The sequence below is a fragment of the Xylanibacter ruminicola genome (assembly GCF_900107775.1).
Classification (GTDB): Bacteria; Bacteroidota; Bacteroidia; order Bacteroidales; family Bacteroidaceae; genus Prevotella; species Prevotella ruminicola_C.
In genome coordinates, this window is record NZ_FNRF01000005.1 from 332,210 (window position 1) to 356,640 (window position 24,431).

The 24,431-nt window shown below is 49.0% G+C and carries 16 protein-coding genes and 2 tRNA genes; 15 read left to right on the forward strand and 3 right to left on the reverse strand.

Annotated features, from left to right (window positions below; translation table 11 throughout):
• Positions 1 to 8: 8 nt before the first annotated feature.
• On the reverse strand, positions 9 to 2,054 hold the full coding sequence (locus BLU97_RS13675; RefSeq protein ID WP_074762042.1) for a sensor histidine kinase: 2,046 nt from the start codon (positions 2,052 to 2,054) through the stop codon (positions 9 to 11).
• Positions 2,055 to 2,170: 116 nt separating this feature from the next.
• Positions 2,171 to 2,255 (reverse strand) — tRNA-Ser (locus tag BLU97_RS13680).
• Between the two features lie 131 nt (positions 2,256 to 2,386).
• Here BLU97_RS13680 and BLU97_RS13685 point away from each other — a divergent pair.
• Entirely contained in the window at positions 2,387 to 4,960 is a 2,574-nt protein-coding gene (locus BLU97_RS13685) for an endonuclease MutS2 (RefSeq protein WP_074762043.1), read from the forward strand.
• Positions 4,961 to 5,187: 227 nt separating this feature from the next.
• Entirely contained in the window at positions 5,188 to 5,634 is a 447-nt protein-coding gene (locus tag BLU97_RS13690) for a lytic transglycosylase domain-containing protein (RefSeq protein WP_081353041.1), read from the forward strand.
• A 137-nt stretch (positions 5,635 to 5,771) separates the two neighbouring features.
• Here the strand turns inward: BLU97_RS13690 and BLU97_RS13695 are convergent.
• Positions 5,772 to 5,844: transfer RNA gene (locus tag BLU97_RS13695), tRNA-Met, on the reverse strand.
• A gap of 214 nt (positions 5,845 to 6,058) precedes the next feature.
• Here BLU97_RS13695 and BLU97_RS13700 point away from each other — a divergent pair.
• The 13 genes from BLU97_RS13700 to sppA all read left to right on the forward strand — a co-directional run bounded on the left by BLU97_RS13700 (position 6,059) and on the right by sppA (position 24,422).
• Positions 6,059 to 6,652 carry a TetR/AcrR family transcriptional regulator gene (locus BLU97_RS13700; protein WP_013065131.1) on the forward strand — a complete coding sequence of 198 codons (594 nt, stop codon included), beginning with the start codon at positions 6,059 to 6,061 and terminating at the stop codon, positions 6,650 to 6,652.
• A gap of 32 nt (positions 6,653 to 6,684) precedes the next feature.
• Entirely contained in the window at positions 6,685 to 7,422 is a 738-nt protein-coding gene (fabG, locus tag BLU97_RS13705; protein ID WP_033151428.1) for a 3-oxoacyl-[acyl-carrier-protein] reductase, read from the forward strand.
• 27 nt (positions 7,423 to 7,449) lie between these two features.
• Positions 7,450 to 8,121, forward strand: coding sequence for an RluA family pseudouridine synthase (locus BLU97_RS13710; protein ID WP_074762044.1), 672 nt, complete (start codon positions 7,450 to 7,452; stop codon positions 8,119 to 8,121).
• Between the two features lie 4 nt (positions 8,122 to 8,125).
• The gene (locus BLU97_RS13715; RefSeq protein ID WP_074762045.1) at positions 8,126 to 12,844 is read left to right on the forward strand and encodes a translocation/assembly module TamB domain-containing protein; all 4,719 of its coding nucleotides are present in this window, start codon (positions 8,126 to 8,128) and stop codon (positions 12,842 to 12,844) included.
• Positions 12,845 to 12,887: 43 nt separating this feature from the next.
• Entirely contained in the window at positions 12,888 to 15,170 is a 2,283-nt protein-coding gene (locus BLU97_RS13720) for a BamA/TamA family outer membrane protein (protein WP_254771730.1), read from the forward strand.
• A 94-nt stretch (positions 15,171 to 15,264) separates the two neighbouring features.
• Positions 15,265 to 16,206, forward strand: coding sequence for a nucleotidyltransferase (locus BLU97_RS13725; protein WP_074762047.1), 942 nt, complete (start codon positions 15,265 to 15,267; stop codon positions 16,204 to 16,206).
• A complete protein-coding gene (locus tag BLU97_RS13730) occupies positions 16,207 to 17,238 on the forward strand; it encodes a DHH family phosphoesterase (protein WP_074762048.1) in 1,032 nt (343 codons plus the stop codon). It abuts the gene before it with no gap.
• Positions 17,239 to 17,300: 62 nt separating this feature from the next.
• Complete coding sequence (locus BLU97_RS13735) at positions 17,301 to 17,948, forward strand: DUF4827 domain-containing protein (RefSeq protein ID WP_074762049.1); 648 nt, start codon at positions 17,301 to 17,303, stop codon at positions 17,946 to 17,948.
• An 18-nt stretch (positions 17,949 to 17,966) separates the two neighbouring features.
• The gene (gene glmM, locus BLU97_RS13740; protein WP_074762050.1) at positions 17,967 to 19,340 is read left to right on the forward strand and encodes a phosphoglucosamine mutase; all 1,374 of its coding nucleotides are present in this window, start codon (positions 17,967 to 17,969) and stop codon (positions 19,338 to 19,340) included.
• 81 nt (positions 19,341 to 19,421) lie between these two features.
• Positions 19,422 to 20,204: a hypothetical protein gene (locus tag BLU97_RS13745; RefSeq protein WP_139209042.1), complete on the forward strand. Its 783-nt coding sequence runs from the start codon at positions 19,422 to 19,424 to the stop codon at positions 20,202 to 20,204.
• A 115-nt stretch (positions 20,205 to 20,319) separates the two neighbouring features.
• Positions 20,320 to 20,592: a co-chaperone GroES gene (locus BLU97_RS13750; protein WP_074762052.1), complete on the forward strand. Its 273-nt coding sequence runs from the start codon at positions 20,320 to 20,322 to the stop codon at positions 20,590 to 20,592.
• Between the two features lie 88 nt (positions 20,593 to 20,680).
• A complete protein-coding gene (groL, locus tag BLU97_RS13755) occupies positions 20,681 to 22,312 on the forward strand; it encodes a chaperonin GroEL (RefSeq protein WP_013065434.1) in 1,632 nt (543 codons plus the stop codon).
• Between the two features lie 313 nt (positions 22,313 to 22,625).
• Positions 22,626 to 24,422, forward strand: coding sequence for a signal peptide peptidase SppA (sppA, locus tag BLU97_RS13760; RefSeq protein WP_074762053.1), 1,797 nt, complete (start codon positions 22,626 to 22,628; stop codon positions 24,420 to 24,422).
• The last annotated feature ends 9 nt before the right edge of the window (positions 24,423 to 24,431 follow it).

A 24,431-nucleotide genomic window follows, 5' to 3' on the forward strand; every position in this document is an offset into this window, starting at 1 on the left:
TTTGATTATTAAATCGGCAGCTGCATGATAAATCGTGCGCCGGCAGTATAGGTGGTATCAAGTTTGATATCACCTTTTAAATGTCTGGCCAGTGAGCGTGCTATCGAAAGACCGATACCTGTACCATCGGTGTACTCATCAAGCTGTACAAACTCGGTAAAGATATTCTCGGCCTGATCAGCTGGCACACCAATACCTGTATCTTCTATGCTGAAAATCACGTTCTGTCCGTCGATGTTTACATTGAGCACTACACTGGCCTTGCCTTTGGGCGCCTTGCCCTTAAAAGCAATGGGCTGGGTAAACTTCTGCGCATTGTCGAGCAGCAGGGCCAAGGCCTTGACAGCCGACTTGAGATGGGTGGTCATGATAATCTGACTGGTGCGTGCGCCAAGCTTAAGATTAAAGTCGAGGTGTGTGGCCTGCGTAATGCCTGCCTGCTGTGCAGCCTGATAGGCTATATCGGCAGGACATACCTTATCGTTACACTCGGCACAGGTATGAGCGTTAACCATACTCAAATCAAGCATCTTGTCAACCAAACGGGTGATGCGCTCGCTGTTTTCTACAATCTTCTTGCTGATCGACTGCAGTTCGTCGGCACTGATCTCGATATCGGGTGCTGCCAGTACCTGCGTAAAGCCCGAAAGTACATTAAGCGGTGTGCGAACCTCGTGTGATATCTGATGGATAAATTTACTCTTCATGCGCTCCGATTCTTCGGCACGCTCGTTGGCCTCGATGAGCTGCTTATTGGTGTCGCTCAGCTTCTTGAAGGCTTTGCGGCGCTGTACCAGATGCAGGTGCAGCAGGATGATGAATACCAGGCTTACGCCAATTACCCAAAGCATGCGCTGATGACTCAGTTTGGCACGCTGCTCGGCTATCTCGCGCTCTTTGCCTTCGGTATCGTAAACGGTAGAAAGCAAATCGGCATCGATAATCTTCTGGCGTACCAGAGCCGAATCGTACAGATTAGCAATCTTGGTGGCCACTTGGAGTGCAGAGTCGCGATGACCTGCCATCAGGTTGACATGGAATTTGGGTATCATAAATCTGCCGATATTCTCAAGGTCGGCCTCTTCGTAAGCACCTTCGGCCATAAACTTATCAAGCTGAGTCATATTGTTGGCTGCCTCTTCGTATCGGTGGGTGGCCATCAGGTATCGGCAGCTGTTAATCAGACTGCTTGGCTTTTTTGAGGTGTCTGTAGATGAGTAGTCGGCAAACGCTTTTTCGGCATCGTCGATACGTCCCATCGCATGCGCCTGCATGGCGCGGGTGTAGCTTATTTCGGCTTTCATCTCATCCAGATAAACCGGGTCGGCTTTGGGGAGTTTCAAGGCTTGCGCATATAGGGTGTCCTGGCGCAGAATCCATGGAGTAACCTCGCTAAAATGACCACGACGCATATAAACGGTGGCAATAGCATTCATGGTTTTCTGGCACTCGCGCAGGTCCAGGTCGCCGTTGTTGGTCTTCAGGCGTTCCTTAATGGCTTTCAGCGACTTGTCGAAGTTGCGCATAGCATCGGCATTCTGTCCTAGACAGAGCTGGCACTCGCCAATCATCTGGGCGATGTCCTGATGGTCGGTAAACGCATTATAGCCTGCAGCACGGAGTTTGCGGTCGGCATTACGAGCCTGTCGCAGGGCACGATCGTAACGACGCATATCGCACAGCATGCGTATATAGTCCTTACTAGAGTAGATATATGATTCGAGGTCGGCCTCGGTAATCAGCTCGCTCACGTTCACATCGGCCAACTGGTTGTAAAGACTCAACGAGGCACGGTATTTGCCCATCAGGTTAAACGCTACGGTTTTATAGAATATGGCTTTTACCCTCGAAATATCGCCTGTCTGCTGGAAACTGTCGCAGGTAGCCAGGAATTTGGGCCAGTCGCGTTCGTCGCTAATAGCCGAAACAATCGAGTCGGCTATCCCATAACCTTCAGCTGACTCAAAATTATTATTTTGTTTCTTTTGCTCGCAACTACCAAGAGTTACCAGCGCTAAAGTAATGAATATCAGTCTGATACAGAGTTTTGTCATCGTTAAGTTAATTTTTATGGCGCAAAGTTACAAAAAAAGAACGAAACCCGCAAGCGAAAATCGGGTTTTCTGCTCGGACACAAAAAAAGAGCTCAGCGTTTAAGCTAAGCTCTTAGCGGAGAGAGAGGGATTCGAACCCCCGGTGCCTCTCAGCACGGTAGTTTTCAAGACTACTGTAATCGACCACTCTACCATCTCTCCAGTGCTCTTCTGTCTCGAAAGCGGGTGCAAAGGTAAGGAGATTTTTTGGAATAAACAAATTTTTCGCCAACTTTTTATAAAATATTTGTGATTTTGCGCATTTTTGCTCCATTTTTACTACCTTTGCACCCGTGATTTATCCAAATAACTTTGAGCGTAAGCTCGGATTCGATGAGATTCGTAGGTTGCTGAAGGCACGTTGCCAGAGCACCTTGGGGCAGGAGAAAGTCGATGAAATGGCTTTCTCGGTTGATGCCGATATAGTAAATGAATGGTTAACGCAGGTGCGCGAGTTCCGTAGGTTGACTGCCGAACACGATGATTTTCCCATGCAGTACTTCTTTGATGTGCGCGAGAGTGTTGCGCGCATACGATTGGAGAATACCCATCTGGAAGAGGATGAGGTGTGGGATTTGCGTCGCTCGCTGGAAACAATCGCTAATATCGTGCGCTTCTTACAGCGCGATGGCGACGAGAAACCTAATGGCGAGGTGGTGTATCCGTATCCGGCCTTGTACCGTTTAACTGATGGCGTGACTACCTTCCCCGCTATGATTCGTCGTATCGACTCTATTCTGGATAAGTTTGGTAAGGTAAAGGATTCGGCCTCGATGACGCTGGCTGGTATCCGTCACGACTTAGAGAAAACACAAGGTAGCATCTCGCGTACATTATATACTATATTGCATGCGGCCCAGCGCGATGGGTTGGTAGATAAGGATGCTGCCCCCGCTATGCGTGACGGACGACTGGTGATACCGGTGGCTCCACAGGTAAAGCGCCGTATTAATGGTATTGTGCACGATGAGAGTGCCACTGGTAAAACGGTATTTATTGAGCCAACCGAAGTGGTTGAGGCAAACAATAAGGTACGACAGCTGGAGGCTGAGGAACGCCGTGAGGTGATTCGTATTCTGACGGTATTTACTGATGAGGTACGCCCGCACGTGCGCGAGATAATCGACTCGTATCAGCTGCTGGCTATGATCGACCTGATTCAGGCCAAGGCCAAGTGGGCTGAGCTGACACAGGCTTTCGAACCAACCGTAAAGGCCGAACCTGTTATCGACTGGATTCGTGCCATCCATCCCTTGCTGCAGCTCTCGCTTGAGAAGAAGGGGGGGCATGTGGTACCTCTGGATATTATGCTGAATCGTGCAAAACGTCTGCTGCTTATCAGCGGACCTAATGCTGGTGGTAAGTCGGTATGCTTGAAAACGGTTGGCTTGCTGCAGTATATGTTGCAGTGCGGCTTGCCTGTTCCTATCGGCGATCGCTCTACCGCAGGTATCTTCGAGAGTATTATGATTGATATCGGCGATGAGCAGAGCATCGAGAACGATCTCTCTACCTACTCGAGCCATCTGATGAATATGAAGCAGATGATGAAACAGGCTGGCGAGCGCTCGTTGTTGCTGATTGATGAGTTTGGTAGCGGTACCGAGCCCGCCATTGGTGGTGCTATTGCCGAGGCCATGCTGAAGCAGTTCTGGAAGAAACGTACTTTTGGCGTGATTACCACCCACTATCAGAACCTGAAGCATTTTGCCGACGATCACGAGGGTGTGGTGAATGGTGCCATGCTGTACGACCGACATGAGATGCAGGCCTTGTTCCAGCTGTCGATTGGTCAGCCTGGTTCGAGCTTTGCCATCGAGATTGCCCGCAAGACGGGTATTCCCGAAGAGGTAATCAAGGATGCCAGTGATATCGTGGGTCAGGATTATATCCAAAGCGATAAATACCTGCAGGATATTGTGCGCGATAAGCGTTACTGGGAGGGTAAGCGACAGACCATTCACCAGCACGAGAAGAAACTGCAGGCCAGTGGCGAGCGTCTGGAGGCTGCTGTAGAGGAGATTGAAGCAGAGCGCAAAGCTATTCTGCGTAAAGCCAGAGAGCAGGCCGAGGAGCTTTTGCGCGAGAGTAATAAGAAGATTGAAAACGCCATCCGTGAGATACGTGAGGCTCAGGCCGAGAAGGAACGCACCCGCAAGATTCGCGAGGAGCTGGATACCTTTAAGGAGGAGTTGGCACAGGTTGATACCCGTGCTACTGATGAGGCCATTGCCAAGAAAATGCGCCAGATTCTGGAACGTAAGGAGCGCAGAGAGAAGCGTAAGCAGGAAAAATCTAGTAAAGCGGCCGAATCGGCCGCGGCCAGCACTAGAGATACTAGTATTTCTAGTAATGCTAGCACTATCCAGGCGCCATTGGCAGTTGGCGATACCGTACGCATCAAGGGACTTACCAGTGTGGGTGTTATCGACAGTATCGATGGCGGAAAGGCAGTGGTTGTATTTGGTGGCATGAAAACCAAGATGCGTTTGGAGCGTCTGGAGCATGCTGAGAAACCCAAGGAGCAGCTGACCAAGGCCGAGGAACGTAACAGCAATATTGCTGGCTCGTATGGTGTGGTATCGAAGGATACCCGTAATGTGATTGATAATCGCAAACTGAACTTTAAACAGGATATAGATGTACGTGGTATGCGTGGCGATGAGGCTATTAATGCCATTACCTATTTTATAGACGATGCTATACTGGTAGGTGTGAGCAGAGTGCGCATCCTGCATGGTACGGGAACAGGTATTCTGCGACAGTTAATCAGACAGTATTTGGGTACTATTCCTAACGTTTCGCACTACCGCGATGAGCATGTGCAGTTTGGTGGCGCAGGCATAACGGTGGTGGATTTAGAATAAAAAAACAATACTTGATTTATATCGTGAAACTTCCCAATAATGCTTAAAAATCCTAAAAATTTTTGGGCAATAGGGTCATTCGTCGTATCTTTGCACCGGTTAAGCGAAACTAAGCGCTAATATGAACGCTTTTTCCGACGTGAAGTCGGACTCTCAATTTCAATGAATTTATCTAAAGGATAACGCGGTTTGTTCGCGAGAACCCTCCGCCTAAAGTATAGAGATTTATGATTGGTTTTATTAAGAAGACAGTTTTGAGCTTAATGGCTCTGTTCTTGGTAACTCTGTCGGTTTCGGCCGAAGGTTTCGGTACATGGAGCAACAAAACGTTAGGCTTTGACTGGAATCCAGTAATGGATGCAATTATTAAAGTGGAAAGCGAAGGAAATCCTAAGGCCGTGAGTGGAAACTCAGTTGGCGCGATGCAGATTACTCCAGTACTCGTTAAGGAATGTAATAACATCCTGAGTAAACGCAAGAGTAAGAAACGATACACTTTGGACGACCGTTATAGTGTAGAAAAATCGAAAGAGATGTTCCTTCTGATTCAAAGCTATTTTAACCCGGAGAACAACGTCGAGAAGGCTATACGTTCTTGGAATGGTGGTATGAGCTACGGAGTAAAAGCTACTAACAGTTACTACCGAAAGGTTATAGCAAGAATGAAAAAGTAAATCTGATAATCCGATTGTCGAGGGCCTTAGCCCTGACGATCGGATCATTTTTTTGTATGCAGTTTAATCTTGCAGTAAGTTGGCGTGGGAGGATAAACAAAAAAATGCAAGCTGAAAAGCTTGCATCTCCTATTTAGTTGCGGAGGCAGGATTCGAACGTGCGACCTCCAGGTTATGAGCCTGGCGAGCTACCAACTGCTCCACTCCGCGATGTTATTTTTTCGCTGCATTTCAGGGCGTTTCCTGATTTGCGGGTGCAAAGGTACGACTATTTTTTGAATTCGCCAAATTTTTCGGCCATTTTTTTATAAATTTGTTGTTTTTGTAATATTTTTCCTCGTTTTTCTTGTCAGTTTCAAATAAAAGGCTTACTTTTGCACATCGTAGAATAGTGTGCAATTTTAAACTTTAGGAGGAAACAGACATGTCTATATCCAAGACAAGACAGAAACTGGTAGATGTAGCACGCCAGCTGTTCGCCAAGAACGGACTGGAGAATACGACGATGAACGATATTGCCCTGCAATCGGGTAAGGGTCGCCGTACGCTATATACCTATTTTAAGTCGAAAGAGGAAATCTACTATGCTGTTATCGAGAGCGAGTTGGAGCGATTGAGCGATAAACTCGATGAGGTGGCTGCCCGAAAAATCCGTCCACAGGACAAGATTATCGAGCTGATCTATACTCATCTCAGTATGATTCGCGAAACGGTGGTTCGTAATGGTAACCTGCGTGCTGAGTTCTTCCGTAACATCTGGATGGTAGAGAAAGTGCGTCGCCATTTCGATGATGCCGAGATTGAGCTGTTCCGTAAGGTTTATGCCGAGGGAAAGGACGATGGCGAGTTTGATATCGACAACGTGGATCTTGTGGCTGATATTACACACTATTGTATCAAGGGCCTCGAAGTTCCTTATATATATGGACGTATTGCCCATGGTATGAAGGAGGAGGATACCAAGCCCCAGGTGGCCAAGGTGGTTTATGGTGCGTTGGGAAAAATTCAGAAAAGATAAACATTACACATTATTAATAATAGAAAACAATTATGGGATTATTAGAAGGTAAGACAGCGCTGATTACAGGTGCTGCACGCGGTATCGGAAAGGCTATCGCACTGAAGTATGCCTCTGAAGGCTGTAACATCGCATTCACCGATCTGCAGGTGAACGAGGAGACCGAAAAGGAAATTGCTGCTCTGGGTGTAAAGGCTAAGAGCTATGCTTCGAACGCTGCCGACTTTGCTCAGACTGAGGAAGTAGTTAAGGCTGTAAAGGAAGAGTTCGGATCAATCGATATTCTGGTTAACAATGCTGGTATCACAAAGGACGGACTGATGCTGCGTATGACTGAGCAGCAGTGGGATGCTGTTATCGCAGTAAACCTGAAGTCGGCCTTCAACTTCATTCACGCTTGTGTACCCGTTATGATGCGTCAGCGTGGTGGTTCTATCATCAACATGGCATCAGTAGTAGGTGTTCATGGTAACGCTGGTCAGGCTAACTATGCTGCCTCAAAGGCTGGTTTGATTGCTCTGGCTAAGAGTATCGGTCAGGAGATGGGTCCTAAGGGTATCCGTGCTAACGCCATCGCTCCTGGTTTCATCGATACAGCTATGACTCAGGCTCTGCCCGACGATATCCGTAAGGAGTGGATCAACAAGATTCCTCTGCGTCGTGGTGGTCAGGTTGAGGATATCGCTAATGTTGCTACCTTCCTGGCTTCTGACCTCTCAAGCTATGTAAGCGGTCAGGTTATCCAGGTTGATGGTGGTATGAACATGTAGTTCATTGAACATTGATTATTGAACATTATGGAGGTCGTTTACGAAGACAACCATATCATCATAGTCAACAAACAGAGTGGGGAGATCGTACAGGGCGATAAGACTGGCGATCGCCCCCTTTCTGAATTGGTGAAAGACTATATCAAAGAAAAGTACGCCAAGCCAGGTGCCGTTTTCCTGGGTGTGGTGCACCGCCTGGATCGTCCTGTTTCAGGTCTGGTGGTGTTTGCCCGAACCTCGAAAGCGCTTACCCGACTGAACAAGATGTTTGCCGAGGGACAGGTGCATAAAACCTACTGGGCGATAGTAAAAAATCGTCCTAAGGCCCTCGAGGGAACGCTCGAGAACTGGCTGGTGCGTAACGAGAAACAGAACAAGAGCTATGCCTACGATAAGGAGCGCCCCAATGCCAAGAAAGCCCTGTTGAAATATCGTGTGATAGGACAGACAGATAACTATACGGTGCTTGAGGTGAACCTGATGACGGGTCGTCATCACCAGATACGCTGTCAGTTGGCTGCCATGGGCTGTCCCATTAAGGGCGACTTGAAATATGGTGCGCCTCGCAGCAATCCCGATGGCAGTATCTCGCTCATGTCGCGTAGGGTGGAGTTCGTGCATCCTGTTTCGAAAGAAACCATTATCGTAGAGGCACCGTTGCCCAACGACCCGTTGTGGCAGGCTGCATCAACCAAATAAACAAATGAAGAAAGTCCTGAAGTGGTTGGGGATAGCGGTTTTGACACCCATACTGCTTATTGTGATTCTAACCGCGCTACTTTATTTGCCGCCTGTGCAAAATTGGGCGGTAAAGAAGGTGGCCGCCATCGCCTCGGAGAAAACGGGCATGGACATCACAGTAGAAAGGGTATGCCTGGAGTTCCCGCTCGACTTAGGCATCGAGGGCTTTCGTGCTTTACATCAACGCTCGGCTTTGCCGCTTAGCTCGTCTAAGAATGATTCGATAGCTGATCAGACCGACACCATTGCCGATGTGCGCAAGATGGTGTGCGATGTGCGCTTGATCCCCTTGTTTAGCAAGCGCGTGGTGATAGATGAGCTATCGTTGACTGATGCCAAACTGAATACCAATGGCTTTATTGGCGACCTGCGTATCAAAGGCAATCTGCAGGAGCTTTGGCTGTCGTCGAATGGTATCGACCTTGATCAGGAAACCGTAGAAGTGAATGGTGCCCGACTCTCAGAAGCTCAACTGGATATCGCCCTGAGCGATACAGCGGCTGTCGACACCACAGAATCGACAATGAAATGGATAGTAAATGCCGATTCGGTGAGTATCCTGAAGAGTAATTTCATGGTCCACCTGCCAGGCGACACGCTGAATGCCCAGGCCTATATGGGTAGGGCAGTGGCACGCGAGGTGCTGGCCGACCTTGGTAACAAGATTTATAAAGTGGGCAGTCTGGACTGGAACCAGGGACGCCTGAACTACGATAACCGCTACGAGCCAGAGGTGAGCGGACTGGATTATAATCATCTGGCACTCACGGATATCAATCTGCGTATCGATTCGATTGAATACGTAGAGCCTAACACCTCTCTTATTATTAGAGACCTGAGGGCGAAGGAGAAAAGCGGTCTGCAGGTAAACCACCTGTCGGCCCGCGTAACGATGGACGACAAGCGACTGACCATCCCCCAACTGAGATTGCAAACGCCTGATACAGATATCGAGACCGAGCTGGCGATGGACTTTAACACCTTCGACACCCAGCAGCCTGGTGCGATGAAGCTGCGTTTGAATGCGCAGATAGGTAAGCAGGATGTGATGCGCTTTGCCGGCGATATGCCACAGGCCTTTGTGCGCAACTATCCTAATCATCCCATCAGCATCAAGGGTTCGGTAAACGGAAATATGCAGCACATGGCGTTTACGGGGCTTAACATCCATCTGCCAACCGCCTTCCGCATCACAGCTACCGGTACGGCTGATAACGTAACTGATATCACCAAGCTGAAGGCTGATATCGCCCTGAATGCCAAGACCGAGAATCTGAACTTTGCCTTGGCTTTGGCCGATCCTGCCTTGATGCGTAATTATCGCTTGCCAGGTATGGCGATAGATGGTAAGCTGAAGGCCGATGGCACCCGCTATGCCACCAATCTGACACTGCGCGAGGGTACTGGCATAGTAAAACTGAAGGGTAGTGCCAGCATTCCAACCAATGCTAAAGGTGATTTGCTGATGGCTGGCATAAGCTACGATGCCGATATGAGCATCAACCGCCTGAATCTGCACCATTTTATGCCACGCGACTCTATCTATACCATCACAGCCGATGTGAAGGCCAAGGGATATGGTACCGATTTCCTCTCGAACAAGAGCAAATTGACAGCCAGTGCCAAGATACACCAGTTGCAGTATGGCAGTTGGGACTTGAAGCAGATGAATGCCGAAGCCACCTTGGTTAACGGACATGCACTGGCATCTATCACGGGGCATAACCAGTTGCTGCAAGGCACCATAGGTGTCGACGCCATGCTGAATACCAAAAAGCTAATGGCCACCATCAGTGCCGATCTGGATAAGGCCGACTTGTACCGTATGCGCCTGGTAGACATGCCTTTGGCCATAGGTATGTGCGGATCGGTTGATGTGGTATCGGATATGAAGCTCACGCACCGTGTAACAGGATTGGTAGATGAAATCTACATCAAAGGTAAAAACGAAACCCTGCGCCCCGATTTTATCGGACTGCATATCAATACCACTGTTGATACGGTGATTGCCCGTATTCAGAGTGGCGACTTTATTGTGAAGCTGGATGCTCAGGGCAACTACGAGCGCCTGTTGAAGAAACTCAGCATCTTAGGCGACTCGACGATGGCGCAGATTGATAAGCGCATCATCGACCAGCCTGCCATCAAGCGTCTGTTGCCCGAGATGAAACTGCATGTCGAGAGTAAGCGCGACAACCCGTTGGCTGGCTTGCTGAAGGCGCTCGACGTGCAGTTCAAGGAGCTGATGCTGGATGTGAACACCTCGCCTGTAACAGGTATCAATGGTCAAAGCTATCTCTACTCGATGGTTTACGATAGTACCCGTATCGATACCATCCGTTTGAACCTCACACAGAAGGGCGACCGCTTAACCTACCAGGGTCAGGTGCGCAACAACAAGCGTAATCCGCAGTTTATCTTCAATGCCCTGATTGATGGTACCGTCCACCAGCATGGTGCATTGGTAGGCTTGCGCTTTTTCGACCAGCACGATAAAATGGGCTTGCGCTTAGGCGTTACTGCCGAGATGGAGAGCGATGGCATCCGCTTTAAACTGTTGCCCGAGCGCCCCACCATTGGTTATAAGGAGTTTAACCTGAACAAGGATAACTTCCTGTTTATGGGCCGCAACAAACGCCTGCAGGCTAAGGTGGATCTGATTGCCGACGATAAGACGGGTATCAAACTCTATACCGAGAATCAGGATTCCACCATGCTGCAGGACATCACCCTGAGTGTGAACAGCTTTGATTTGGGCGAGCTCACCTCGGTGATTCCATATCTGCCCCGCATTACGGGTAAGCTGAATGGCGATTATCATATCCTGCAGGATAAGAACGAGAATATCTCGGTGGCCAGCGATATGGCTGTACGCCAGATGACCTACGAGGGTTCGCCCATCGGTAATATCAGTACCGAGTTGGTTTATCTGATGAAGGAGGACGATACCCATGCCGTTGAGGCTCGCCTGATGCTCGACGACGAGGAGTTTGGTCTGCTGAGTGGTATCTACAAGAGTCAGGGCGAAGGCTTTATCGATGCCAACTTTACGATGACGCGCTTGCCTTTGTCGTTGGTAAATGGATTTGTGCCCGACCAGTTGGTTGGCTTAGAGGGCTATGGCGAGGGTAGTGTAACCATTCGTGGCACCACCACTCATCCTGAGGTGAATGGCGAGATGTATGTAGATTCGGCCTATCTGGTCAGCATTCCTTATGGCATCCGCATGCGTTTTGATAACGACCCCGTACGTATCGTGGGTTCTAAGCTGATGTTGGAGAACTTCGGACTCTACTCGAGCAATAACGACCTGCTGAACCTGATGGGTAACATCGACTTCTCGGATACCGAACATATCATGATGGATATGCGTATGCGTGCCAATAATTTCCTGCTCATCAACTCTAAGCGTCAGGCCAAGAGTGTGGCATGGGGTAAGGCATACGTTAACTTTATGAGTCGCTTGCAAGGTCCGCTCGAAGCGTTGAACATGCGTGGTCGACTGGATGTGCTGGGTTCTACCGATATGACCTATATGCTGCTCGATTCGCCACTCTCAACTGATAACCGTTTAGACGAGCTGGTTAAGTTTACCGACTTCAGCGATTCTACCACTACGGTGGTTACCCGTCCTACACCATCGGGCCTGAATGTTGATCTTACCATCAATGTGTCGCAAGGTGCCCATGTGGTTTGCGCCCTGAATGTAGATGAGAGCAACTACGTAGATTTGATGGGTGGTGGCGACCTGCGTATGAAGTACAATGCCGAAGGTATCAACCTCACGGGTCGTTATACCCTGTCGAGTGGCGAGATGAAATACTCGTTGCCTGTTATCCCACTTAAGACGTTTACCGTTAAGGAGGGCAGCTACGTGGAGTTTACAGGCGATCCGATGAATCCTAAACTGAACATCACGGCTACCGAGCGTACCAAGGCAAATGTAACCAACGAGTCTGGTGGTACCCGTTCTGTACTGTTTGATTGTGGTGTGATTATTACCAAGACACTGAACGATATGGGTCTGGAGTTTATCATCGAGGCACCTGAGGATCAGACGGTGAATGGCGAGTTGACCACCATGTCGAAGGAGGAACGTGGAAAAATGGCTGTGGCGATGCTTACCACCGGTATGTATCTGGCTGATACCAACACCAGTGCCTTCTCGATGAACTCTGCCTTGAGTTCGTTCCTGCAGAGCGAGATTAACACGATAGCAGGTTCGGCCCTGAAGACGCTCGACCTGAGCTTGGGTATCGATAACACTACCGATGCCTCGGGTGCGATGCATACCGACTACTCGTTTAAGTTTGCCAAGCGATTCTTCAACAATCGCCTGCGCATAGAATTGGGAGGAAAAGTATCATCGGGCGCCAGCGATGCGATGGGTGGGCAGAACCAGTCGTTCTTCGATAATGTCACGATGGAGTATCGCCTGAATCAGGATGCCACCAAGAATCTGAAGCTGTTCTATAGCCAGAACGTTTACGATTGGCTGGAGGGTTACACAGGCGAATATGGTATAGGTTTTGTTTGGCGCAAGAAGCTGAACTCGCTGCTGGATGTGTTTAACTTCCGGAAGAAGGAGCAGCCCTTGCTGATGCCACGAACCACCACGCCTCGCGATACTATACGTCAGGAAAGCGTCAGACCCATAAACACAGAACGTCATGCGCAGTAATATCAAGTATATACCCCTAGTGCTTTGTCTGGCTTCGTGCTCAATGACAAAGAATATCCCTGAAGGCGAGCAGCTCTTTACGGGACTTACCAAGATAGCCTACGAAGATGCGAAGGATTACGATGTAGAGGCTTACGACACCCACTTGGAGAATACCAAGGTTGAGCTCGAGGCCGCCCTGGCTACCGAGCCCAACGGATCGCTGTTTGGCAGTAGCTATTACACCGTGCCTTGGTCGTGGCATCTGTGGGTATATAATAAGTACGCGGGTAAGGACTCGGGCTTTGCACGCTGGATGACCAAGACGTTTGGTAAGCCACCTGTGCTGATGAGTCAGGTCAACCCCGAGCTTCGCAGTAGTGTGGCACGCTCAGTATTGCGCAATAACGGCTATTTCCGTGGCGATGTAACTTACGAGCTGGTGCCACAGAAGAATGCCAAGAAGTGCAAGATTGGCTATACCATCCATCTCGACTCGCTGTTTACGCTCGACTCAGTGAGCTATGTCAACTTCCCAGCGCCCATTCAGGCACTCATCGATTCAACCCGCGACGAGAGTCTCATCAAGAGTCAGTCGCTTTTCAGTATCAATAACCTTGATGCCGAGCGTACACGTATCAGCACACTGCTGCGTAACAATGGCTACTATTATTACAGTCCCAGCTATGCCTCGTACCTGGCTGATACATTTGCTGTGGATAACAAGGCGCAGCTACGATTCCAGCTGGCGCACGGACTGCCCGATGTGGCCCTGCGCAAGTGGTATATCGGCAAGCTGGATGTTAACTTCCGTAAGTCGGCCCGCGAGGTGCTTACCGACTCCGTACAGCGCCGTTATCTTACCATTCATTTTAATGGAAAAAAGTCGCCCATCATGCCTCGCGTGGTGCTGCGTAACCTCAGTCTGCGCCCACGTCAGGAGTACAGCTACGAGAAGTATATGGAGTCGGCCAGTAGGATCAATGCCACAGGTGTGTTCAGCAGTACCGACTTCCAGTTCACGCCTCGTCCCGATTCTGATACCCTCGACCTGCGTTTGAACTGCACCTTCGATAAACCCTATGATTTCTATATAGAGTGTAATGCCATCGGCCGTACCAGTGGTCGTTATGGTCCTCAGGCCCGAATCGGTCTTACCCGTCGTAATGCTTTCCATGCTGGCGAGAAGCTTGATTTGAACCTGCATGGTGCCTACGAGTGGCAGAAGGGGGCCGACTCGGATATGAACAGCTATCAGTATGGTGCCGATGTGTCGATAGAGTTCCCACGTATCATTGCACCTTTTATTCATAGCGATCGTGTGCGCCGCGATAAGAATGGTCGTGTCATCCGCCGCCATTTCTATTCTACACCTACCACCTATGCCAAGGTGTCGAGCGATGTGATTCGTCGCCCGGATTATTATAAGATGCATATCGTAAGTGGCGAGTGGACCTATCGCTGGCAGTCGTCGGCCAATAGTCGTCACGAGTTCTCGCCCCTCACGCTCAAGTATCAGTATGTAAACAGCCATACCGATAAGTTCGACTCGGTAATTGTCGAGAATCCCTATCTGGCAGCCTCGATGGAGGATTGCTTTATACCCAAGATGCGCTATACCTATATGTACACCAGTCCGTCGTCGTTGCGCCATCCCATCCGTTGGGAGGTAACGCTCGAAGAGTCGGGTAATCTCGTGTCGCTTTGGGATTATGCTTTTGGGCGCTCTTTCAGCGAGAAGGATAAAGAGCTTTTCAAAACCCCATATTCGCAGTTCCTGCGTTTAGAGGCCGATTTCTCAAAAACGTGGAATCTCACACCAACCTCACAGCTGATAGGTCATTTCAATGGTGGCGTTATCTATTGCTATGGTAATAGTAGCGAGGCACCTTATAGCGAGTATTTCTATGTGGGTGGTGCCAATACCATCCGTGCTTTTGGCGTACGTTCCATTGGTCCAGGTTCCTTTGATGGTCGTGGGTTAGGTCGCCAGCTCGACTATCTGATTCAGAATGGCGAGGCCAAGCTGGTGGGTAACTTGGAGTATCGCACCAAACTGTTTGGCGATTTGAATGGTGCCGTGTTCCTGGATGCTGGTAACGTGTGGGACTTTACCGACGAGTATGTTGATGGTGGCAAATTTCCCACATCGCTCAAGCAGTTGGTAAAGACCACGGCCCTTGGCACTGGTGTGGGTTTGCGATACGATCTGGGCTTCCTGGTTATCCGCTTAGACTGGGGCTTGGCCATCCACTGTCCGTACGATACGGGTAAGTCGGGCTATTTTAATGTGCCCAGCTTTGGTGGTGCCCATACGTTGCATTTTGCTGTAGGTTATCCGTTCTAACTCATTTTTTTTCGATTCTTTTGTGCTTAAGTCCAAAATATTTTGTACCTTTGCACGCAGAAAATTGATATAACTCAAAAATTTTAAGAAAAAAATGAAACCGACTTTGTTTTTGCTCGCAGCTGGTATGGGTAGCCGTTACGGCGGTTTGAAGCAGCTCGACGGTCTGGGCCCAAATGGCGAGACCATTATGGATTATAGTATTTACGATGCCATCCAGGCTGGCTTTGGCAAAATTGTATGGGTTATCCGTAAGGATTTCGAAGAGCAGTTCCGCACCCAGATTCTCGCTAAGTACGAGGGTAAGGTAAAGTGCGAGCTCTGTTTCCAGGCACTCGACGCACTGCCCGAGGGCTTCAGCGTTCCTGAAGGTCGTCAGAAGCCATGGGGTACCAACCACGCTGTACTCATGGGTAAGGACGTCATCAAGGAGCCTTTCTGTGTAATTAACTGCGACGATTTCTACAATCGCGATGCCTTCATGGTTATTGGTAAGTATCTGGCAAATCTGCCCGAGGGTGCTAAGAACCAGTATGCTATGGTAGGTTTCCGTGTAGGCAATACCCTCTCTGAGAATGGTACTGTAGCACGTGGTGTATGTTCAAAGAACGAAAAGGGACACCTCACAACCGTAGTAGAGCGCACTGAGATTGTACGTTGCGCTGAGGATGGTTCAAACGCTGGTGCTGCTAGCGAGCCTGTTCGTTATAAGGACGAAGACGGCAAGTGGGTGGCTGTCGAGGATAACACCCCAGTATCAATGAATATGTGGGGCTTTACACCCGATTACTTCCAGTATTCTGAGGAGTACTTCAAGGAGTTCCTGAGCGATCCGAAGAACCTCGAGAACCTCAAGGCCGAGTTCTTTATCCCCCTCATGGTTAACAAACTCATCAACGAGGGTACAGCTACCGTCGAGGTACTCGATACCACCAGCAAGTGGTTCGGTGTAACCTATGCAGCCGATCGCGACGCTACTGTTGCTCGTATCAAGCAGCTGGTCGACGAGGGTGTATATCCTAACAAATTGTTCTAAATGAATATAAACATTTTAGATACTAATCAGCTGGCCCTGATGGACCAGCTGATTTCTGATGCAAATACGGTACTTGTGGTTTGCCACAAGAGTCCTGATGGCGATGCTATCGGCTCGTCGTTAGGATGGGCCGAGTATATGCGCCTGCGCGGAAAGGATGTTACCGTGATTGTGCCCGATCAGTATCCCGACTTCCTGATGTGGTTGCCCAATACTGATAAGATTGTGCGTTACGATAAGCATCGCGAAAAGTGCGATATGCTGTTTAAGATTGCCGACCTGGTATTCTGTCTCGACTTCAATACCCCAAGTCGTGTCGATGAGATGGGACAGGCCCTGGTAAGCAGCAAGGCCAAGAAGGTGCTCATCGATCACCACCTGAACCCCGATGTACCTGCCGACTTGGTAGTGTCGCAGCCCGAGGCTTCGAGCACTTGCGAATTGGTGTTCCGCATCGTATGGCAGATGGGCGCTTTTGCCCAGCTCGATAAGGCCTTTGCTGTGCCCGTATATTGCGGAATGATGACCGATACTGGTGGCTTTACCTTCAACAGCACCCGTCCCGAGATCTTCCAGATTATCAGCGAGCTGCTCACCAAGCGCATCGATAAGGACCGTATCTATCGCAATGTTTATCATAACTACTCCGAGGATCGCATCCGTCTGATGGGCTATGTGATGTACGAGAAGCTGGTTTATATGCCCGAGTATCATGCCGCCTACTATTCGTTGACCCGCGACGAGTTGAAGCGTTTCAACTATATCAAGGGCGATACCGAAGGTTTGGTAAACATGCCCCAGCAGATTAAGGGGCTTAAACTGTCTATCTCGTTGCGCGAGGATACCGAGAAAAACATCGTTTGGGTTAGTCTGCGCTCTGTGGATGACTTCCCCTGCAACCTGATGGCCGAGGAGTTCTTTAATGGTGGCGGACACCTGAATGCATCGGGTGGAAAGGTAGAAGGAACCATCGATGAGGCGATAGAAATTACCAAAAAGGCAATTTCTGCCTATGAAAACAAGTTAAAGTAGCCTAATATTGTTGGTGTTTACGAAAATATTCGTATTTTTGCACCGTCAATTGTAAATATAAGATGAAGAAGATACTGTTTATCATGATAGCCATGGCCGCTGTTCTCAGCAGTTGTAACGACTATGAGACCTACGGCGATAAGAAGGAAAAGGAACGTAATGCCATTGCAAAGTTCATTTCCGACCGCTCGATTGTTGTTATTAGCGAAGATCAGTTTAACCAGCAGGGCTACACCACCGATACGCTTAGCAACCAGTATGTTAAGCTCGATAAGAGTGGTGTGTATATGCAGATTGTTCGCTCGGGCTGTGGCACCCAGCTGCAGGATGGCGAGAGCACTCGTCTGGTGGCCCGCTTCGCCGAGTATGATATCCTTCAGGATACCGCAACTATCTGTAACAATAATCCTCGTTTGTCTTATAATGGTATTTCAGTGGCAACGTTGCCCGATATAATATCAGTATCTCGTTCAGGCAGCTCTTTCACAGCATCGTTTGAGAGCGGACTAATGTATAAGGCTTATTCGAGTGCGTCGGTACCTTCAGGCTGGTTGGTTCCCCTGACGTATATTAAGGTGGGTCGCCCTCAGTCGTTTACTGATGAGTGTGCCAAGGTGCGCTTGATTGTGCCTCATTCTCAGGGCCATGCCACAGCTTCGAGCTATGTAACGCCCTATTATTATGAGCTCACATTCCAACGTGAATCTTAAGAGAATTATAAACATATTATGACATTAATCAAATCTATTTCCGGCATCCGTGGTACAATCGGCGGACGCACAGGTGACACGCTTAATCCTTTAGACATAGTAAAGTTTACCACTGCTTATGCCCAGTTTATTGGTGGCAAGAAGATCGTGGTGGGTCGCGATGGTCGTATTTCAGGCCTGATGGTTCGTAACGTAGTAGTTGGAACCTTGATGGGTATGGGCTACGACGTCATCGATATTGGTTATGCCACTACACCAACCACCGAGTTGGCTGTACGTATGGCAGGTGCCGATGGTGGTATTATCATTACCGCATCGCATAATCCCCGTCAGTGGAATGCCCTGAAGCTGCTCAATAGCGAGGGCGAATTCCTTACAGCTGCCGATGGCGCCGAGGTGCTCCGTCTGGCCGAGGCCGAGGATTTTGATTATGCCGAAGTTGATAAGTTAGGTTCTTGCACCATCGACGATAGCTTCAACCAGCGTCATATCGACTCAGTGCTGGCACTGAAGTTGGTTGATCGCGAGGCTATCAGCAAGCGCAAGTTCCGTGTGTGTGTAGATACCATCAATTCTGTAGGTGGTATTATCCTGCCCGACCTGTTTAAGGCGCTGGGTGTAGATTTCGAGATTCTGAATGGCGAGTGCACAGGCGACTTTGCCCACAACCCCGAGCCATTGGAGAAGAACCTGCATGGTATCATGGATAAGATGAAGCAGGGTGGTTTCGACCTGGGTATCGTAGTTGATCCCGATGTCGACCGTCTGGCCTTTATCTGCGAGGATGGCACTATGTTCGGCGAGGAGTACACACTTGTATCAGTAGCCGATTATGTGCTGAGCCACACTGTAGGAAATACCGTTTCTAACCTCAGCTCAACCCGTGCTTTGCGCGACGTTACCGAGCAGCATGGTGGCCAGTACACCGCTGCAGCTGTAGGCGAGGTGAATGTAACTACCAAGATGAAAGAGGTAGGTGCCGTGATTGGTGGCGAGGGTAACGGTGGAGTTATCTATCCCGAGAGTCACTACGGTCGTGATGCTCTCGTGGGTATCGCTCTGTTCCTGTCGAGTCTGGCCCAGAAGGGTTGCAAGGTGAGCGAGCTTCGTGCCACCTTCCCCGACTATCAGATTGCCAAGAACCGCATCGACCTGACCCCTGAGACAGATGTTGATGCCATCCTGGTTAAGGTTAAGGAGATGTTTGCTAAGGACAGCAGCGCTGTGGTTAACGATATCGACGGTGTAAAGATCGACTTCCCCGATCGTTGGGTACACCTGCGCAAGTCTAACACCGAGCCTATCATCCGCGTGTATAGCGAGGCCCAGACCATGGAGCAGGCCGACGACCTTGGTAAGCAGCTCATGCAGGTGGTTTACGATATGCAATAATACATTATTAAATATGATTTCGAATCCTCGCCAATCTGTGGCGGGGATTCTTCAATTAACTATACATTCAACTGTAAATTTATGGATTTGGTTTTATATCAAACTGTACTTTACGCAGCATGCCTGGTAAATTTTCTGTTAGCACTCTTGCTATTGTTTAATAACTACGAGTATCGTAAGTACGATATCTATCATCGTAGTTGTAAGATTACAGCCATCAACTATATCAACTTTGCCATAGGTTTCTTTATTCATGGCTATCTTACGTTGCGTTTTCAGAACCCGGTAGCAGCCTCGGCCCTCAGCGTGTCGTATTTTCACGTTGGTGCCGTTATGTTCAGCTGGAGCCACACCCCGTTGATGTGCCCTAATTATCTTACCCGCCGGATTGCCATTCGCGACATCTGTATCTTAGGCGTTGGCATCATTACCTATTGGCTGCCAATTGTTATCCCTTTACTCAGACCCTATAGCGAGTGGCCGTTTGCCATCTTCTTCCTGCATGGCGTGTATCTGTCGTATATGTTCCTGAGCAATTATTATAAAACACAGAACAGCATTGAGCAGACCACTGTTGAGGGTAATGCTCCCACTTGGTGGACGCCCGAAACCAAACGCCGTTTGCTTAGCAAGCACCACTCGTTTATCACAGGTTGCGTTCTCATCGTTATTTTTGGTTTGGGCAGTATCGCCATTACAGCAGCCTTTCCTACCCAGGTTTGGCCTTACACGCTGCTGTCAGGTGGAGGCATGCTGGTGTTCTGGTTCCTCTACTATGCCGTCAGCGAGTATGGTGGTGTCATCGAGATTGCCACCTATGCCATGAAGATTAATAGCCTCGACGGCTCTCGCCGCAAGAAATAGGTGTTCTTTTCTGCCAATGTGTCACATTACCCGTGCCGTTACCCGTAGTTGGCACGGTTTTGGCAGCAATCATGGCAGAAATAAAAAAGTATAACATAAAAAATAAAGTAGTATTATGAACATCAAACCATTAGCAGACCGTGTGTTGGTATTGCCAGCACCTGCAGAAGAGAAGATTGGCGGTATTATCATTCCCGACACCGCAAAAGAGAAGCCACTCCACGGAACCATCAAGGCCGTAGGTCAGGGCACAAAGGATGAGGTTATGATTCTGAAAGAGGGCGACGAGGTACTCTATGGTAAGTATAGTGGCACAGAGCTTGAGTTCGAGGGAACCAAGTATCTGATGATGCGCCAGAGCGACGTCTTGGCGATTATTGAAAAATAATCGCAAATGCAAAAATGTAAAAATGATAAAATGTAAAAAATCAATTGTTACATTTTTTAATTATTTAATTTTTTAATTTTGAAACATTATGGCAAAAGATATCAAATTCAATATTGAGGCCCGCGATGCTATGAAGCAGGGTGTGGACCAGTTGGCAAATGCAGTAAAGGTAACACTTGGTCCTAAGGGTCGCAACGTGGTTATCGAGAAGAAGTTCGGTGCTCCTCAGATCACTAAGGATGGTGTATCTGTAGCTAAGGAGATTGAGCTTGAGGATAAGTTCGAGAACACAGGTGCTCAGCTCGTTAAGAGCGTAGCTTCAAAGACTGGCGACGACGCTGGTGACGGTACAACTACAGCTACCATCCTGGCTCAGGCTATCGTATCAGAGGGCTTGAAGAACGTTACCGCTGGTGCTAACCCCATGGACCTGAAGCGTGGTATCGACAAGGCTGTTAAGGCTGTTACTGAGCACATTGCTAAGAGCGCTGAGCAGGTTGGCGACAACTACGATAAGATCGAGCAGGTAGCTACCGTATCTGCCAACAACGATAAGGAGATTGGTGAGCTGCTGGCCGAGGCTATGCGTAAGGTATCTAAGGATGGTGTCATCACTATCGAGGAGAGCAAGAGCCGCGACACACACATTGGTGTTGTTGAGGGTATGCAGTTCGATCGTGGTTACCTCTCAGCTTACTTCATCACCGATAGCGAGAAGATGGAGTGCGTAATGGAGAACCCATACATCCTGATTTACGATAAGAAGATTTCAAACATCAAGGATTTCCTGCCCATTCTGCAGCCAGCTGCCGAGAGCGGACGCCCCTTGTTGGTAATCGCTGAGGATGTTGATTCTGAGGCTCTTACCACACTGGTAGTAAACCGTCTGCGTGGTGGTCTGAAGATCTGTGCTGTTAAGGCTCCTGGTTTTGGCGATCGCCGTAAGGCTATGCTCGAGGATATCGCTACACTTACTGGTGGCGTAGTTATCAGCGAGGAGAAGGGCTTGAAACTTGAGCAGGCTACACTCGAGATGCTGGGTACTTGCGATAAGGTAACTGTAAGCAAGGATAACACCACTATCGTTAACGGTGCTGGCGACAAGCAGGCCATTCAGGATCGTATCGCTCAGATTAAGAAGGAGATTGAGAATACTACCTCATCTTACGACAAGGAGAAGCTGCAGGAGCGCCTGGCTAAGCTGGCTGGTGGCGTAGCAGTACTCTACGTAGGTGCTAACTCTGAGGTTGAGATGAAGGAGAAGAAGGATCGCGTTGATGATGCGCTCTGCGCTACCCGTGCTGCCATCGAGGAAGGTGTTGTAGCTGGTGGTGGTACAACCTACATCCGCGCTCAGGAGGCTCTGAAGAACGTGAAGGGCGACAATGCCGACGAGCAGACAGGTATCAACATCATCTGCCGTGCTATCGAGGAGCCTCTGCGCCAGATTGTTACCAACGCTGGTGGCGAGGGTGCCGTAGTAGTTCAGAAGGTTCGCGAGGGTAAGGGCGACTTCGGTTACAATGCCCGTCTCGACAAGTACGAGGATCTGCGCGAGGCAGGAGTTATCGATCCTGCTAAGGTGGCTCGTGTTGCACTCGAGAATGCCGCTTCAATCGCCGGTATGTTCCTGACAACCGAGTGCATTATTTGCGACAAACCCGAGAAGGAACCCGCTATGCCAATGGCTGGTGCCCCAGGCATGGGTGGCATGATGTAATTTTGTAAACTTAGCATAACAAATTAGGGGATGGATTCTGCAATCCATCCTCTTTTTTAGTTATTTTAGCCAAAAAATGCGGTTTTTAATCCAAAAACTTTTGCGGGTTACATAAAAACACGCTAATTTTGCAACCGCAAATAATAATTTTTTTGATTTGTTTTAGTAGATTAGTTTTTAAGTAGTTTGTTTTTCGAGAACCGGGTGTCGTGATGACAGCCGGTTTTTTGTGTTATTTTTCGTTTATTTGTTGGCCGTATGCAAAAAAGTTGCTATCTTTGCAAACTGTTACGTAACCAATAAAAGACATTTTATGAAGCAATTCCTGAAAATGACACTGGCCACTATCTGTGGTATTGTTATCCTCAGTCTGATTACCGGACTGTTCTTCGTTATTTCTTTGGTAGGCATGGTTGCCAGCGATTCGGCTGCAACTAAGGTAAAGGAAAACTCTGTGTTTGTGCTTAAACTCAGTGGTTCTGTCAACGAGCGTTCCGAAGAGGGTACACCGTTCGACGATTTCTTAGGCTTGGGCGATACAGGCTCTATGGGCCTCGACGATCTCATTGCCAGCATCCGCAAGGCTAAGGACAACGATGATATCAAGGGTATCTATATCCAGGGTGGTTCGGCTGGTTTCGATAGTCCTGCCACAGCCCAGCAGTTGCGCGATGCACTCAAGGACTTTAAGACCAGTGGCAAGTGGATTGTAGCTTATGCCAATAATTATTCGCAGGCTTCGTATTATGTAGCCACCGTTGCCGATAAGATCTATCTCAATGGTCAGGGCTCGGTCGATCTGCGTGGTCTGGGTGGTAAGAGCGAGTATTATAAGGGATTGTACGATAAGCTTGGCATCAAGTACCAGGTGGCCAAGGTTGGAAAATATAAGAGCTATGTCGAGAGCAACACCCTCACTGGCATGAGCGATTACGATCGCGAGCAGCGCCAGGCTTACCTGGGTGGTATCTGGAAATACTGGCTCAAGGAGATGGCCGAGGGCCGCAAGGTAAAGGCCGACGAGCTCGACAAACTGGTTAACGATAGCCTGCTGGCATTCACACCTGCCGAGCAGCTCATCAAGAGCAAGCTCGTTGATAAGGTGCTCTTCCCCGAGGAGATGAAGGCCGAGATTAAGACCCGCCTCAAGTTGGGTAAGGACGATGAGATTAACCAGCTCACCTTGAGCGACATGCTCAACGTCAAGAGTGCACAGAAGGAGAATGGCGAGAAGATTGCTGTTTACTATGCCTATGGTAGCATTGTAGATAGCGAGGCCATGAACATGCTCGATGGCGGTGGTCATTGCATTGTAGGCAAGACCGTAGCCGACGACCTGCGCAAGCTGGCCGACGACGATGATGTGAAGGCTGTTGTGTTCCGTGTTAACTCAGGTGGTGGTAGTGCTGTGGCTTCCGAGTATATCCGCCATGCCGTTAAGCTCATCAAGGCCAAGAAACCCGTTGTAGTATCTATGGGTGGTGCCGCAGCCTCTGGTGGTTACTGGATTAGCTCACCCGCCAACTATATCTTTGCTGAACCTACCACTATCACTGGTAGCATTGGTATCTTCGGCTTGATTCCTAATTTCAGCGGCCTGGTTACCGATAAGTTAGGCGTTACCTTCGATGGTGTGAAGACCCACCAGTTTGCCGGTTACGAAACCGAGTTGGTAGCAGGTAAGGATACTCAGGAGATTATGCGTCAGATGCAGAACTACATCAATCGCGGTTATCAGGACTTCCTGAATGTCGTAGCCGAGGGTCGTGGTCTTAAGCCCGAGCAGGTTAACGAGATAGCTCAGGGACGTGTATGGTTGGCCAGCGATGCGCTTGGCATCAAGCTGGTTGATAAGCTGGGTAGCCTCGACGATGCTGTTAAGAAGGCAGCCGAGCTGGCTAAGCTCAAGGAGTATCACACCGCCACTTATCCTGCCGAGCCTGGTTGGTTCGAGAAGCTCATGAGCAAGGAAAGCAAGGGTTCTTACCTAGATGGTCAGATCCGCGAGCTGTTGGGCGATGCCTATCTGCCACTCATGCAGATTCGCAACGATCTCAAGAACAATAGTCGTATGCAGGCACGTATGCTCGACGACATCCGTGTGAAGTAAAAAAGAAAA

What these genes read in the sequence shown, in the direction of transcription:
- BLU97_RS13675 (WP_074762042.1), bottom strand. Translation starts at nt 2,054, where the DNA reads ATGACAAAACTCTGTATCAGACTGATATTCATTACTTTAGCGCTGGTA.
- BLU97_RS13690 (WP_081353041.1), top strand. Translation starts at nt 5,188, where the DNA reads ATGATTGGTTTTATTAAGAAGACAGTTTTGAGCTTAATGGCTCTGTTC.
- BLU97_RS13700 (WP_013065131.1), top strand. Translation starts at nt 6,059, where the DNA reads ATGTCTATATCCAAGACAAGACAGAAACTGGTAGATGTAGCACGCCAG.
- fabG (WP_033151428.1), top strand. Translation starts at nt 6,685, where the DNA reads ATGGGATTATTAGAAGGTAAGACAGCGCTGATTACAGGTGCTGCACGC.
- BLU97_RS13710 (WP_074762044.1), top strand. Translation starts at nt 7,450, where the DNA reads ATGGAGGTCGTTTACGAAGACAACCATATCATCATAGTCAACAAACAG.
- BLU97_RS13715 (WP_074762045.1), top strand. Translation starts at nt 8,126, where the DNA reads ATGAAGAAAGTCCTGAAGTGGTTGGGGATAGCGGTTTTGACACCCATA.
- BLU97_RS13720 (WP_254771730.1), top strand. Translation starts at nt 12,888, where the DNA reads ATGACAAAGAATATCCCTGAAGGCGAGCAGCTCTTTACGGGACTTACC.
- BLU97_RS13725 (WP_074762047.1), top strand. Translation starts at nt 15,265, where the DNA reads ATGAAACCGACTTTGTTTTTGCTCGCAGCTGGTATGGGTAGCCGTTAC.
- BLU97_RS13730 (WP_074762048.1), top strand. Translation starts at nt 16,207, where the DNA reads ATGAATATAAACATTTTAGATACTAATCAGCTGGCCCTGATGGACCAG.
- BLU97_RS13735 (WP_074762049.1), top strand. Translation starts at nt 17,301, where the DNA reads ATGAAGAAGATACTGTTTATCATGATAGCCATGGCCGCTGTTCTCAGC.
- glmM (WP_074762050.1), top strand. Translation starts at nt 17,967, where the DNA reads ATGACATTAATCAAATCTATTTCCGGCATCCGTGGTACAATCGGCGGA.
- BLU97_RS13745 (WP_139209042.1), top strand. Translation starts at nt 19,422, where the DNA reads ATGGATTTGGTTTTATATCAAACTGTACTTTACGCAGCATGCCTGGTA.
- BLU97_RS13750 (WP_074762052.1), top strand. Translation starts at nt 20,320, where the DNA reads ATGAACATCAAACCATTAGCAGACCGTGTGTTGGTATTGCCAGCACCT.
- groL (WP_013065434.1), top strand. Translation starts at nt 20,681, where the DNA reads ATGGCAAAAGATATCAAATTCAATATTGAGGCCCGCGATGCTATGAAG.
- sppA (WP_074762053.1), top strand. Translation starts at nt 22,626, where the DNA reads ATGAAGCAATTCCTGAAAATGACACTGGCCACTATCTGTGGTATTGTT.